Annotated in this window: 12 protein-coding genes and 1 pseudogene; 7 read left to right on the forward strand and 6 right to left on the reverse strand. The window is 72.0% G+C overall.

Annotated features, from left to right (window positions below; all coding sequences use genetic code 11):
* Positions 1–102: 102 nt before the first annotated feature.
* The gene (locus V9U70_RS06525; protein ID WP_336673505.1) at positions 103–1284 is read left to right on the forward strand and encodes an ABC transporter ATP-binding protein; all 1182 of its coding nucleotides are present in this window, start codon (positions 103–105) and stop codon (positions 1282–1284) included.
* Positions 1285–1391: 107 nt separating this feature from the next.
* Here the strand turns inward: V9U70_RS06525 and V9U70_RS06530 are convergent, their stop codons facing one another.
* Positions 1392–1553, reverse strand: coding sequence for a hypothetical protein (locus tag V9U70_RS06530; protein ID WP_336673506.1), 162 nt, complete (start codon positions 1551–1553; stop codon positions 1392–1394).
* 254 nt (positions 1554–1807) lie between these two features.
* Between V9U70_RS06530 and V9U70_RS06535 the strand changes: the two are divergent.
* The 6 genes and pseudogenes from V9U70_RS06535 to V9U70_RS06560 all read left to right on the forward strand — a co-directional run bounded on the left by V9U70_RS06535 (position 1808) and on the right by V9U70_RS06560 (position 6713).
* A pseudogene (locus V9U70_RS06535) lies at positions 1808–3633 on the forward strand (phosphatidylglycerol lysyltransferase domain-containing protein).
* Positions 3634–3663: 30 nt separating this feature from the next.
* On the forward strand, positions 3664–4524 hold the full coding sequence (gene folP / locus V9U70_RS06540) for a dihydropteroate synthase (RefSeq protein WP_473828690.1): 861 nt from the start codon (positions 3664–3666) through the stop codon (positions 4522–4524).
* Positions 4521–4994 carry a nuclear transport factor 2 family protein gene (locus tag V9U70_RS06545; protein WP_336673507.1) on the forward strand — a complete coding sequence of 158 codons (474 nt, stop codon included), beginning with the start codon at positions 4521–4523 and terminating at the stop codon, positions 4992–4994. Before folP ends, V9U70_RS06545 begins: the two co-directional genes overlap by 4 nt.
* Before the next feature lie 192 nt (positions 4995–5186).
* Positions 5187–5546, forward strand: a complete 360-nt coding sequence (gene folB, locus V9U70_RS06550) for a dihydroneopterin aldolase (RefSeq protein ID WP_336673508.1) — start codon at positions 5187–5189, stop codon at positions 5544–5546.
* On the forward strand, positions 5543–6154 hold the full coding sequence (gene folK / locus V9U70_RS06555) for a 2-amino-4-hydroxy-6-hydroxymethyldihydropteridine diphosphokinase (RefSeq protein WP_336673509.1): 612 nt from the start codon (positions 5543–5545) through the stop codon (positions 6152–6154). Before folB ends, folK begins: the two co-directional genes overlap by 4 nt.
* Positions 6155–6227: 73 nt before the next feature.
* Positions 6228–6713 (forward strand): DUF3180 domain-containing protein, encoded by a 486-nt coding sequence (locus V9U70_RS06560; RefSeq protein WP_336673510.1) that lies wholly within the window; start codon positions 6228–6230, stop codon positions 6711–6713.
* A 34-nt stretch (positions 6714–6747) separates the two neighbouring features.
* Here the strand turns inward: V9U70_RS06560 and folE are convergent, their stop codons facing one another.
* From folE to V9U70_RS06585, 5 genes are all read right to left on the reverse strand, one after another.
* Positions 6748–7353 carry a GTP cyclohydrolase I FolE gene (gene folE, locus V9U70_RS06565; RefSeq protein ID WP_056700396.1) on the reverse strand — a complete coding sequence of 202 codons (606 nt, stop codon included), beginning with the start codon at positions 7351–7353 and terminating at the stop codon, positions 6748–6750.
* Between the two features lie 191 nt (positions 7354–7544).
* Positions 7545–9596, reverse strand: coding sequence for an ATP-dependent zinc metalloprotease FtsH (ftsH, locus tag V9U70_RS06570; RefSeq protein WP_336673511.1), 2052 nt, complete (start codon positions 9594–9596; stop codon positions 7545–7547).
* A gap of 170 nt (positions 9597–9766) precedes the next feature.
* On the reverse strand, positions 9767–10306 hold the full coding sequence (gene hpt / locus V9U70_RS06575; RefSeq protein WP_336673549.1) for a hypoxanthine phosphoribosyltransferase: 540 nt from the start codon (positions 10304–10306) through the stop codon (positions 9767–9769).
* Positions 10307–10404: 98 nt separating this feature from the next.
* On the reverse strand, positions 10405–11514 hold the full coding sequence (gene tilS, locus V9U70_RS06580; RefSeq protein ID WP_336673512.1) for a tRNA lysidine(34) synthetase TilS: 1110 nt from the start codon (positions 11512–11514) through the stop codon (positions 10405–10407).
* A gap of 234 nt (positions 11515–11748) precedes the next feature.
* The gene (locus V9U70_RS06585) at positions 11749–12885 is read right to left on the reverse strand and encodes a zinc-dependent metalloprotease (RefSeq protein ID WP_336673513.1); all 1137 of its coding nucleotides are present in this window, start codon (positions 12883–12885) and stop codon (positions 11749–11751) included.
* Between the last annotated feature and the right edge of the window lie 29 nt (positions 12886–12914).

Here is a 12914-nt window from a genome sequence, read left to right on the forward strand (position 1 = left end):
ACTGGCGAGCCTATCCTCGACCACTGACAATCGCGGAGGCGGTCGCATTCCGGCAACCCGTCCTCACAGAACGCCCTCCACACTCCTCCACAATGGGGAACCATGATCCGTTTCGAGCACGTCACCAAGCGGTACGCCGATGGCACCACCGCCGTCGACGACCTTTCCTTCGAGGTCGCCGAGGGTGAACTGGTCACGCTCGTCGGACCTTCCGGCTGTGGGAAGACGACCACCATGAAGATGGTGAACCGGCTGATCGAGCCGACCGGGGGCCGCATATTCCTCGACGGGGACGACATATCCACCATCGATCCCGTCCGGCTCCGCCGCCGTATCGGCTATGTGATCCAACAGGTGGGCCTCTTCCCGCACAAGACGGTCCTGGAGAACACCGCGACCGTGCCCCATCTGCTGGGCTGGAAGCGGGGAAAGGGCCGCGAACGCGCCGCCGAACTCCTCGACCTCGTCGGACTCGACCCTTCCGTTTACGGCGACCGCTATCCGGAACAGCTTTCCGGCGGCCAGCGGCAACGCGTGGGCGTGGCCCGCGCATTGGCCGCCGACCCGCCCGTTCTCCTGATGGACGAGCCTTTCGGGGCGGTCGACCCGGTCGTCCGCGAACGTCTCCAGAACGAATTCCTGAAACTCCAGGCCCAGGTACGCAAAACCGTGCTGTTCGTCACCCACGACATCGAGGAGGCCGTCCGGCTCGGCGACCGGATCGCCGTCTACGGGCAGGGCCGCGTCGAGCAGCTGGACTCCCCCGCCACCGTCCTCGGCGCGCCCGCGACCCCGTACGTGGCCGACTTCGTCGGCGCGGACCGGGGGCTCAAGCGCCTCTCTGTGACGCCCATCGAGGAGAGCGACCTCGACCAGCCGCCGGTCGTCCACCTCGACGACCCGCTGGCCGCGGCCACCGGGCGGCTGCGGGCCGAGGGCGCGCGCTGGGCGGTCGTCCTGGACGGGCAGGACAACCTGCACGGCTGGATACCCGCCGACGCGGACGCCGGCGCCCCCGCCGCGGAGACCGTCCGCGGGCACGCCCGCCGGATGGAGGCCTGGCTTCCGCTCGGCGCTCCCCTCAAGCAGGCGTTCGCCACCATGCTCCAGCACGACGCCGGCTGGATCGCGGTCATCGACGAGGAGAGCGAGGGCCGCTTCCTCGGCGTCCTGACCCCCGCCCGGCTGCACGAGGCGCTGCGCCGGTCGATCGACGCGGACGCCCAGGACGTCCCGCGCGCGGCGGTCGCCGTGGAGACCGTGGCGACGGTCTCCACCCCGTAGGGCGCGCGGGGCGGTCCGGCGGTCCGGCGTCCGCCGCCGCCCGGACCCCCGAGAGCCACCCGGCGACGACCACCTCGACCGCCCGGCGTGCCGGGCGCCGGTCTCCGTCAGACACCGGGACCGGCGCCGTTCGCGTGGTCGGTGACCACGCCGAGGTCCTGCTGACGGCCGCACAGGTCCGCCCGGGAACCGCAGAAGAGGCAGGCCCTGTCGACCGCCGCGAACAGCGCCGCCCTGGCCGTCGGCGGCAACCCGGCCCGGCCCGTCACCGCGACCGCCCCGCACCGGGCCAGGCGCGACCGCCCGGCCGTGGCGGCGAACAGCGCGACGGCCAGGGCGGTGCCCGCCGCGACCGCGTACCGGTGAGCCTCCTGAGTACAGCCTTCTCCGTGCTTCCCTGCGGGAAATTTCCGGAATATGGGGGAACCCGCCCTCTCCGACCCCCGTCCTAGAGGGCGCACATCGTCCGCAGGGTCTCCGGTCGGCGGACTGAAGGAAATATTTCGCGAACCCACAGGAAACGATGTCTGTCACGCTGGAGGGGGATGATCCGGTGCCGGTTCCGCAGCGGACGCGCCGGTTGCTCCGCGGGCCGCGCCCCGCTTCCGTACCGGCCGTCGTCGGCCCCGCCTGCACCGTCGTCGGGCTGGTCGACATCGCCGCGGGGGCCTTCCCCAGCTTCCGGCACAGCCGGATGCACCCGTTCGCCGAAGTGCTCCCCGGGGCGCTCGGCCCGTTCGCCGCCGCCCTCTCCCTGAGCGTGGGCATGCTCCTGCTGCTGCTGGCGCACGGTCTGAAGCGGCGCAAGCGGCGGGCCTGGCGGGCCGCGGTGGCGCTTCTGCCCGCGGGAGCCGTCGCCCAGTTCGCCTACCGGCACTCGGTCGTCGGGGTGCTGGTCTCCCTGTCGCTCTGCTGTCTGCTGGCACGCCACCGGGACCAGTTCCTCGCACGGCCCGACCCCCGCAGCCGCTGGCGGGCGCTGGCCAACTTCTTTCTGATGGGGGCCGGTTCGCTGGTTATCGGGCTGGTCGTCGTCAGTGTCCACCCCGACCGGGTCGTCGGGGACCCCTCCATCGCCGACCGGCTCCAGCACGTGCTGTACGGGCTGTTCGGCGTGACGGGCCCCGTCGACTACGCCGGCCGGACCGGCTGGACCGTCGCCTGCTCGCTCGGCGCGCTCGGCCTGCTGACCGCCGTCACCACCGTCTGCCTCGCCCTGCGCCCCGAGCACCCGGCCGCCCGCCTCAGCCAGGACGACGAGAGCCGGCTGCGCACCCTGCTGGACCGGCACGGCGGCCGTGACCCGCTCGGTCACTTCGCGCTCCGCCGTGACACGGGCGTCGTGTTCTCCCCGAGCGGCAAGGCGGCCGTCTGCTACCGGGTCGTCTCCGGGGCGATGCTGGCCGGCGGCGACCCGATCGGCGACGTGGAGGCCTGGCCCGGGGCGATCGAGCGCTTCATGGACGAGGCGAAGGCGCACGCCTGGACGCCCGCCGTGATGGGGTGCAGCGAGATCGGCGGCCAGGTCTGGACCCGCGAGACCGGACTCACCGCCCTGGAGCCGGGCGACGAGGCGGTGGTGGACGTCGCGGATCTCTCTTTCGCCGGACGAGCGACGCGCACCGTGCGCCAGAGGGTCAGGCGCATAGAGCGCAACGGCTGCCGGACCCGGGCCCGGCGGGCACATGGCAGCGGCGACACCGAACGGGACCGCATCCGCCGGGCCGCCGCCGACTGGCGCGGCGCCGACGCGGAGCGCGGCTTCTCCATGGACCTCGGCCGGACCGGCGACCCGGCCGGCGGGGACTGTGCGATCGCCACCGCCACCTGCCCGGCCCGGACGCCGAGGCCGGCCCGCACGGGGACCTGAAGGCGGTCCTCCACTTCGTACCGCGAGGCCGCGACGGGAAGTGCCTGAGGCTGATGCGCCGCGACCGTCTCGCCGACCCCGGCCTGAACGACCTGCTGACCGTCGCCTCCCTCCGGACGCCGGGAGGCTCGGCGGCACCCGGATCTCGCTGAACGTCGCGATGTCCCGCTCCACGCGGGCCCGCGGCGAGCGGCTCGGCGCGGGACCGGTGCTGCGCTGCCGGCGCGGGCTCCCGCTCTTCCTCTCACGCTGGTTCCGGATCGATTCGCTGTACCGGTTCGACGCCACGTTCCGGCCACGCCGGGAGCCCCGCTTCGTGGCCTCCCCCACCAGCCGCGACCTCCCCCGCCTCGGCTTCGCGCGATGCGCGCCGAAGGCTTCGTGAGCTTCTCGCCGCCTTCTCCGTGCCGCCCCGCCGCCCCCGCCCGTGCGGCCGCACCCGCCGTGCGGTCCCGGAGCACGGGACCCGAGCGGCGTAGAAGGGCTCGTTACGGGCCTACGCTGGTGGTATGAGTACGTCACGCACGCGGGGCACGGTCCGAGGGCTTCCGGAGTGGGACCGCTGTGCGGTCATGGGCGTCGTCAACGTCACGCCCGACTCCTTCTCCGACGGCGGCCGCTGGTTCGACACCACGGCCGCGGTCAAGCACGGCCTCCACCTGGTGGCCGAGGGCGCGGACCTGGTCGACGTGGGCGGCGAGTCGACCCGCCCGGGGGCCAGCCGGGTCGACGAGGCGGAGGAGCTGCGCCGGGTGGTCCCCGTCGTGAGGGGGCTGGCCTCGGAGGGCGTCACCGTCTCCGTGGACACCATGCGCGCCCGCGTCGCCGAACAGGCCGTCGCCGCCGGGGCCCTCCTGGTCAACGACGTCAGCGGCGGCCTCGCCGACCCGGACATGATCCCGGCCGTCGCCGCCGCCGACGTGCCGTTCGTCGTGATGCACTGGCGCGGCTTCAGCGAGTCGATGAACAGTCGCGCGGTGTACGGGGACGTCGTCGCCGAAGTCCTCGCGGAACTGCGGGAGCGGATGGACGCGGTGGTCTCCGGCGGGGTCCCGCCCGAACGCGTCGTGATCGACCCCGGTCTCGGCTTCGCGAAGGACGCCCCCCACGACCTGGTGCTCGTCGCGCACCTGGCGGACCTGCACGCGCTCGGCCGGCCGCTGCTGGTGGCCGCCTCCCGCAAGCGCTTCCTCGGCCACGTCCTGGCCCGGGAAGGCGCGCCCCCGCCCCCCGCCCGCGAACGCGACGCGGCGACCGCGGCGGTCTCCGCCCTCTCCGCGCAGGCCGGCGCCTGGGCGGTCCGGGTCCACGAGGTGCGGGCCACCGCCGACGCGGTCCGGGTCGTCCGTGCCGTCGAGGGAGCGGTGTGAACGAGGACCACGAGGGCGCCGCCGCGGACATCGCGGAGGTCGAGGCCGCCAACACCGCCTTCTACGAGGCGATGGAGCGCGGCGACCACGAGCGGGTGGCGGCGCTGTGGCTGCCGGGCGAGGACCTCACCGTCTCCTGTGTCCACCCGGGCTGGCCGGTGCTGACGGGCCGGGGCGAGGTGCTGCGCAGCTACGCCCTGATCATGGCGAACACCGAGTACATCCAGTTCTTCCTGACCGACGTCTCCATCGCCATGACCGGCGACACCGCCCTGGTCACCTGCACCGAGAACATTCTCAGCGGCGGCCCGGCCGAGGAGGGCGACGCGCTGGGGCCCCTCGTCGGCCAGCTCGTCGTCGCCACCAACGTCTTCCGGCACACCCCGGACGGCTGGAAGCTCTGGTCCCACCACGGTTCTCCCGTGCTGACCGAAACCGGCGAGGACGACGACGAGGAAACACCCGGCTGAGTGGGTACGGGACCGGTAGGGATGGGCATCCATGACCACCGGGTCCGGACGGCTACCAGTTTGGCGAGGCGCTGTCCAGAGCCCCCCACGGGCGGGTGCTGTCGGTGCTCGCGGGTAGATTCGAACGACGGCGCCCAGCCGCCCGCACGCGACCGGGGGCCTCGACGACCAACGACAGCAGGAGTGATTCACGTGGATCGTGTCGCGCTGCGCGGCCTCAAGGCCCGTGGTCACCACGGCGTCTTCCTCCGGGAACGGGAAGAAGGCCAGACCTTCATCGTCGACGTGGTGCTCGGCCTCGACACCCGCCCCGCGGCGGCCAGCGACGACCTGGCCCGCACCGTGCACTACGGCGTGGTCGCGGAGGAGGTCGTCGGCGTGGTGGCCGGCGACCCGGTCGACCTGATCGAGACGCTGGCCGAGCGCATCGCCCAGCAGTGCCTGAAGCACGAAGGGGTCCAGGAGGTCGAGGTCGTGCTGCACAAGCCGGATGCGCCGATCACCGTCCCCTTCGACGACGTGACCATCACCATCACCCGGAGCCGAGCATGACTGCATTTTCCACCGAAGGGCAGAGCGACCCGACCGTCCAGCCGGTTCCGACCGCCGTCGTCCAGCAGGTGGACGCCGCGGACGTCACGCTCTCCAACCCGAAGATGGCCGTGATCGCCCTCGGCTCGAACCTGGGCAACCGCCTGGAGACGCTCCAGGGGGCCATCGACGCCCTGGAGGACACACCGGGCCTGCGGGTCAAGGCGGTCTCCCCGGTGTACGAGACGGAGCCCTGGGGCGTCGAGCCGCACTCGCAGCCCGCCTACTTCAACGCGGTGATCGTCGTGAAGACGACGCTGCCCCCGTCCTCCCTGCTGGAGCGCGGGCAGGCCGTCGAGGAGGCCTTCGACCGGGTCCGCGAGGAACGGTGGGGCCCGCGCACCATCGACGTCGACATCGTGGCGTACGCCGACGTCGTCTCGGACGACCCGGTGCTCACGCTCCCCCACCCGCGCGCCCACGAGCGGGCCTTCGTGCTCGCCCCCTGGCACGACGTGGACCCCGAGGCGCAGCTGCCCGGAGCCGGGCCGGTCGCGGAGCTGCTCGACGGAGTCGGCCGCGACGGCGTACTGCCCCGCGCCGATCTGGAACTGCGCCTGCCCGAGTAATCGTTAGGCTCGACGGACGACGGTCCGGCGCACGCCGGGCCGGACACAGGCGGCGTGAAGGGCGGCTCACCAGGTGAAGCAACTACGGCTCGGGGTACTGGCGGGCCTCTTCGCCGCCGCCGGCGTCCTCTCCTGGGGCGGGGCCCGGCTCTGGGACTCCCTCGGCACCCTGCCGAGCGTCCCGCTGGCCGCGTCGATCGTGCTCGCCGTGATCGCGGTGATCCTCCTCGCGACCGCGCTGACCACGCGCGCCCGCCTCCGCGCCCAGCGCGAGCGCCGCCCCGGCGCCAAGGGCGTGGAGCCCCTGATGGCGGCCCGCGCGGTCGTCTTCGGCCAGGCGAGCGCGCTGGTCGCCGCCCTGGTCTCCGGGATGTACGGCGGCACCGGCGTCTTCCTGCTCGGGTACCTCGACGTCCCGCCCCGCCGCGACCAGGCCATCTACGCGGGCGCGGCCGTGCTGGCCGGCGTCGCGGTGATCGCGGCCGCCATGTTCCTGGAGCGCGTCTGCCGGCTCCCGGACGGCGACGACCACGACGGCACGGGCGCGGCGGCCGCGTAGAGCGCTCGCCGCGCCCTCCGGGCGTCCGGCCGCGTCAGCGCGCCATGATGAGGCTCATGGCCTCGGCGCGCGTCGCGGGGTCACGGAGCTGGCCGCGCACGGCGGAGGTGAGGGTCTTCGCCCCGGGCTTGCGGATGCCCCGCATCGACATGCACATGTGCTCGCACTCGACGACGACGATCACTCCGCGGGGCTCCAGGATCGACATGAGGGACTCGGCGATCTGGGTCGTCAGCCGCTCCTGGACCTGCGGGCGGCGGGCGTAGACGTCGACCAGCCGGGCCAGCTTGGACAGACCGGTGATCTTGCCGGTGGAGGCAGGGATGTAGCCGACGTGCGCTACGCCCCTGAACGGAACCAGGTGGTGTTCACATGTGCTGAACACCTCGATGTCCTTGACCAGCACCATCTCGTCGTGACCCAGGTCGAACGTGGTCGTCAGGACGTCCTCCGGCTCCTGGTACAGACCGGCGAATATCTCCTTGTACGCCCGCGCCACCCGCCCCGGCGTCTCCCGCAGGCCCTCGCGGTCCGGGTCCTCGCCGACGGCGATGAGCAGTTCGCGTACGGCCGCCTCGGCCCGCTTCTCATCGAACTCGCCGATCGAACCCTGGCCGTCCAGCGTCACCGGATCGGTCATCTGTGCCTCGTTCCTCAGTTCTGTCCCGTGCGCGGGTTCGCGCTCAGACATCGCAGGCGTACGAAAAAAGCCGCGCCCCCACAGGCTAAAACCTGGGGGGCGCGGCATCCATTCCGGGCCCGGTGCGGCCCCCGTGACGGGGGTCTCACCGGAGTCGGGCGACCGCCGCCGGGGCGGCGGTCGGCCCGGGGCTAGCTTTCGGGACGCTCCTGTGGGGTCGCCTCTGGGGACGGGGCGACGTCCTTCGAGAGGCCCGGCGGGGCGATCTCCGGCGGGGTGGCCGAACCGTTGGCGGCGCCGTTGGTGAGGGCCAGCTCCTTGGGCGAGAGCACCGGGGGCCGCGTCGACGGGGTGCGTCGGGCGGAACCGGTCCATGCCGGACGGGCGGGACGCTTGACGATCGGGGCGAAGATCTCCGCGATCTCGTCCTTGCCGAGCGTCTCCTTCTCCAGGAGTTCGAGCACGAGGGCGTCGAGGATGTCGCGGTTCTCGACGAGGATCTCCCACGCGTCGTTGTGCGCGGTCTCGATGAGCTTCTTGACCTCTTCGTCGACGAGCGCCGCGACCTCTTCGGAGTAGTCGCGCTGGTGGCCCATCTCGCGGCCCAGGAAGGGCTCCGAGTTGTCGCCGCCGAACTTGATCGCGCCGAGCCGCTCCGTCATGCCGTACTGCGTGACCATCGCGCGGGCCGTCGCCGTGGCCTTCTCGATGTCGTTCGCGGCGCCGGTGGTCGGGTCGTGGAAGACCAGCTCCTCCGCCGCACGCCCGCCCAGCATGTAGGCCAGCTGGTCGAGCATCTCGTTGCGGGTCGTGGAGTACTTGTCCTCCTCCGGCAGCACCATCGTGTAACCGAGGGCGCGGCCGCGGGAGAGGATCGTGATCTTGTGGACCGGGTCCGACTGGGGAGAGGCCGCCGCGACCAGGGCGTGTCCGCCCTCGTGGTACGCGGTGATCTTCTTCTCCTTCTCGGACATGATCCGGGTCCGCTTCTGCGGGCCCGCCACGACGCGGTCGATGGCCTCGTCGAGGCTCTCGTTGTCGATGAGCTTCTTGTTGCTGCGCGCCGTCAGGAGCGCGGCCTCGTTCAGCACGTTCGACAGGTCGGCGCCGGTGAAGCCGGGCGTGCGACGGGCGACGGCGCCGAGGTCGACGCCCTCCGCCACGGGCTTGCCCTTCTGGTGCACCTTGAGAATCTCCAGGCGGCCCTGCATGTCGGGGCGGTCGACCGCGATCTGCCGGTCGAACCGGCCCGGACGCAGCAGCGCCGGGTCGAGGATGTCGGGGCGGTTCGTGGCGGCGATCAGGATGACGCCGCCCTTCACGTCGAACCCGTCCATCTCCACGAGCAGCTGGTTGAGCGTCTGCTCACGCTCGTCGTGTCCGCCGCCCATGCCGGCGCCGCGGTGGCGGCCGACGGCGTCGATCTCGTCGACGAAGACGATCGCCGGGGCGTTCGCCTTGGCCTGCTCGAAGAGGTCGCGCACCCGGGAGGCGCCGACGCCCACGAACATCTCGACGAAGTCGGAACCGGAGATCGAGTAGAACGGCACGCCCGCTTCGCCGGCGACGGCGCGTGCGAGCAGCGTCTTGCCCGTGCCGGGCGGCCCGTAGAGCAGGACGCCCTTGGGGATCTTGGCGCCGACGGCCTGGAACTTCGCCGGCTCCTGGAGGAACTCCTTGATCTCGTGTAGTTCCTCCACCGCCTCCTCGGACCCCGCCACATCGGAGAAGGTCGTCTTGGGGGTGTCCTTGGTGATCAGTTTGGCCTTGGACTTGCCGAACTGCATGACCTTGGAGCCGCCGCCCTGCATCTGGTTCATCAGAAACAGGAAGACGACCACGATCAGGACGAAGGGCAGCAGCGAGAGGAGGATCGAGACGAACGGGGACTGCTTCGACGGCGAGACGGTGTAACCCTTCTCGATGTCACCCGCCTCGAACTTCTGCTGGAGCGTGTCGGCGAGCTCGACGCCCTGATTGCCGATGTAGCTCGCCTGGAACTTGCTGCCGGACTCGCCTTCGAGCTTCTGGCCGTCCTTCAGTTCGATCTTGAGAATCTGTTCGTCACCGGTGGTCAGCTTGGCCTGCTCCACCTGGTCCTTGCTGACCGCCTGGATCACCTTGCCGGTGTCCACCGTCTTGTAGCCGCCCGACGAGCCGACGACCTGCATCAACACGACCACGGCGAGGACGGCCAGCACGATCCACATGACCGGCCCACGGAAGTATCGCTTCACGTCCATCCATACGGAGCGAAGACGCCCCGTCCCTCCTGCCCGTAGGTAAATGCTGCTGTGAGAAAAGACTGCTCTTCGGACGGTACCCCAGCATCGCCACCCGCGACTGCCGGGTACGACGGGGAAACCTGCTTTCGAAGCTTCAACGGCCCGAAGGCGGTGAGGGTTCCCGGCCGTCAGCCGCCGTAGACGTGCGGGGCCAGCGTGCCGACGAACGGCAGGTTGCGGTACTTCTCCGCGTAGTCCAGCCCGTAGCCGACGACGAACTCGTTGGGGATGTCGAAGCCGATCCACTTCACGTCGATCGCGACCTTCGCGGCGTCCGGCTTGCGCAGCAGGGTGCAGACCTCCAGCGAGGCCGGCTCCCGGGAGCCCAGGTTGGACAGCAGCCAGGACAGCGTCAGCCCGGAGTCGATGATGTCCTCGACGATCAGGACGTGCTTGCCCTTGATGTCGGTGTCCAGGTCCTTGAGGATGCGCACGACACCGGAGGACTGGGTGCCCGCACCGTACGAGGAGACGGCCATCCAGTCCATCGTGACGGGGGTGGACAGCGTGCGCGCCAGGTCCGCCATGACCATCACCGCGCCCTTGAGGACGCCGACGATGAGCAGGTCCCTGCCCGCGTACTCCGCGTCGATCTTCGCGGCCAGCTCGACGAGCTTCGCGTCGATCTCTTCCTTGGTGAGGAGCACCGACTCGAGGTCGGCGCCCATGTCCTTCTCGTTCACCCACGTCTCTTTCTCTGCCTGCCGGCCCGGGGCGCGCCCCGGGCCGGGCCCGGCTGTTCGCCTGCACTTCAGCCGCTTGCGCGTCAGCTCTGCCGAATGACCAGTCTGCCACCCTGCCGCACGGCTTCGACGCGGCCGGGCAGGTTGATGGCCCGCTGGCCACGCCAGCCGGTGATCAGGCGGTCGACTTCTTCGAGGTGGCGGGCGAACAGCGAGCCGGCGGGCGCTCCGGCCTCGATCACGGCCCGGCGCAGGACCCTGCGGCGCACGGCGGGCGGCAGGACGTAGAGCTGGGCGCACCCCAGGCCGCCCGTCTCGTCGCGGACGGACAGCTCTGCCTCCGCGGCCCAGCTGTCCAGGGCGTCCGCGTCGTCGCGGGAGAGCTGGGCCGTCCGGGCGAGGGCTTCGACGACGCCTTTGCCGAGGGCCTTCTCCAGGGCGGGCAGGCCCTCGTGGCGGAGCCGGGAGCGGGTGTAGGCGGGATCGATGTTGTGCGGGTCGTCCCAGACGGGGATCGACTGGGCCAGACAGGCCTTGCGGGCGGTCTGGCGGTCGATCTGGAGGAAGGGGCGGCGGTAGCGGCCGGCGGGGCCGGACGCGGCGGCCATGCCGGAGAGCGAGCGGATGCCGGAGCCGCGGGCGAGGCCGAGGAGGACCGTCTCTGCCTGGTCGTCGCGGGTGTGGCCGAGCAGGACGGCGGCGGCGCCGTGGCGTTCGGCGACGGCGTCCAGCGCGGCGTAGCGGGCGTCGCGGGCCGCGGCCTCCGGGCCGCCCGCGCGTCCGACGCGCACGGCGACGGCTTCGACCGGGTCGAGCTCCATGGCGGAGAGCCGGGCGACGACCTCTGCGGCGCGGAGGTCGGACCCCGGCTGGAGGTTGTGGTCGACGGTGACGCCGCCGGCCCGGACCGAGAGTCTGCGGGCCTCGAACGCGAGGGCGGAGGCGAGTGCCATGGAGTCGGCGCCGCCGGAGCAGGCGACGAGGACGAGAGGGGTGCCGGGCCGTTCGGGGAGGGCGGTGCGGGGGCCGCCCGCGCCGGCCTCGGCGTAGCGGGAGCGGGGGGCGTGCGCGGGGCGCCTCGGCCCGTCGGCCGGCCGGTCGTGGTCGGCGTGCCGGTGGAACTCGGTGAGTACGTCGTGGAGAACGCGGCGGACCGCCAGGCGTATCGCCGCGACCGCAGGATGGGGACCCATGTCCGGTGCCCTTCGTGGAGTTTCGGGAGGAACGTGGAGCGCCGGAACGCGGGAGTCCCGTCACTCAGAGTGCGTCGATGGTGACAGAGGCAAGCTGTCCACCGAGCATTGCACGCCTTCCCATGCCCCTATGGTCCCTCGGATGGGTGATTGAGGGACCGATATCCGCCCCCGGGCCGCCGGGAGGGCCGGCATCCGGGCCGCCCGCAGATCGCATTCGGGCCATCCGGGAGATCAGGGCTCCGCCGTGCGGTGCACCCGTGCGACCCAGTCGGCGGGCCGGGCGATCTCGGCCTTGGTCGGGAGGGTGTTGGGCGAGGTCCACACCCGGTTGAAGCCGTCCATGCCGACCTCCTCGACCACGGCCCGGACGAACTTCTCGCCGTCGCGGTACTGCCGGAGCTTGGCGTCCAGGCCGAGCAGCTTGCGCAGGGCCTGGTCGAGGCGGCTCGCGCCGCGCGCCCGTCGCTGCTGGAACTTCTCGCGGATCTCGGACACGGAGCCGACGACCTCGGGGCCGACGCCGTCCATCACGTAGTCCGCGTGCCCTTCGAGGAGCGACATGACGGCGGTGAGGCGGCCGAGCACCTCGCGCTGGGCGGGGCTCTGCACGAGGTCGACCAGGCTGCGGCCGCCGTCCTCGCCCTCCTCGCCCTCCGGCCGGCCCGCGCCGGAGAGGGACTGGGCGGCCTCGCGCAGCCGCCCCACGAAGGTCGTGGGGTCCACGTCGGTCTCGTCGAGAAACGTCTGGATCTCGCCCTGGAGGTGGTCGCGGAGCCAGGGGACGCCGGTGAACTGGGTGCGGTGGGTCTCCTCGTGGAGGGCGACCCAGAGCCGGAAGTCGTGCGGGTCGACGCCGAGCTCCCGTTCGACGTGGACGATGTTGGGGGCGACCAGCAGCAGCCTGCCGCCGCCGTTCGCGGAGGCGGGCAGGTCCCTGGTGGCGGGGGCGAACGTCTCGTACTGGCCGAGCACCCGGGAGGCGAGGAACGAGAGCAGCATGCCCAGCTCGACGCCGGTCACCTTGCCGCCGACCGCGCCGAGGACCACGCCGCCCGGCCCGCCGGGGCGGCGGCTCTCCATCTTGGCGAGCAGGGGGCGCAGCAGTTCGCGGAAGCCGGAGACGTTGGCCTTGATCCAGCCGGCCCGGTCGACGACGAGAACCGGGGTGTCCTCCGGCTCGGCCCCCTCCGGGATCATCCGGGTGAACCGGCGGACGTGTTCCTCCGAGGCACGGGCGTGCCGTCGCAGCTCCGCGACGACGGCGCGGGCCTCCTCGCGACTGATCTCGGGACCCGGCCGCACGAGCCGGGTCGCGGTCGCCACCGCGAGATTCCAGTCGACCATCTCGGCACCACCGATGCTCGTCATGCGTCAACCGTACGTGAGCACGTCGCACG

This window comes from Streptomyces pratensis (assembly GCF_037137275.1).
Lineage (GTDB): Bacteria > Actinomycetota > Actinomycetes > Streptomycetales > Streptomycetaceae > Streptomyces > Streptomyces pratensis_B.

What these genes read in the sequence shown, in the direction of transcription:
- V9U70_RS06525 (WP_336673505.1), top strand. Translation starts at nt 103, where the DNA reads ATGATCCGTTTCGAGCACGTCACCAAGCGGTACGCCGATGGCACCACC.
- folP (WP_473828690.1), top strand. Translation starts at nt 3,664, where the DNA reads ATGAGTACGTCACGCACGCGGGGCACGGTCCGAGGGCTTCCGGAGTGG.
- folK (WP_336673509.1), top strand. Translation starts at nt 5,543, where the DNA reads ATGACTGCATTTTCCACCGAAGGGCAGAGCGACCCGACCGTCCAGCCG.
- folE (WP_056700396.1), bottom strand. Translation starts at nt 7,353, where the DNA reads ATGACCGATCCGGTGACGCTGGACGGCCAGGGTTCGATCGGCGAGTTC.
- ftsH (WP_336673511.1), bottom strand. Translation starts at nt 9,596, where the DNA reads ATGGACGTGAAGCGATACTTCCGTGGGCCGGTCATGTGGATCGTGCTG.
- hpt (WP_336673549.1), bottom strand. Translation starts at nt 10,306, where the DNA reads ATGGGCGCCGACCTCGAGTCGGTGCTCCTCACCAAGGAAGAGATCGAC.
- tilS (WP_336673512.1), bottom strand. Translation starts at nt 11,514, where the DNA reads ATGGGTCCCCATCCTGCGGTCGCGGCGATACGCCTGGCGGTCCGCCGC.
- V9U70_RS06585 (WP_336673513.1), bottom strand. Translation starts at nt 12,885, where the DNA reads ATGACGAGCATCGGTGGTGCCGAGATGGTCGACTGGAATCTCGCGGTG.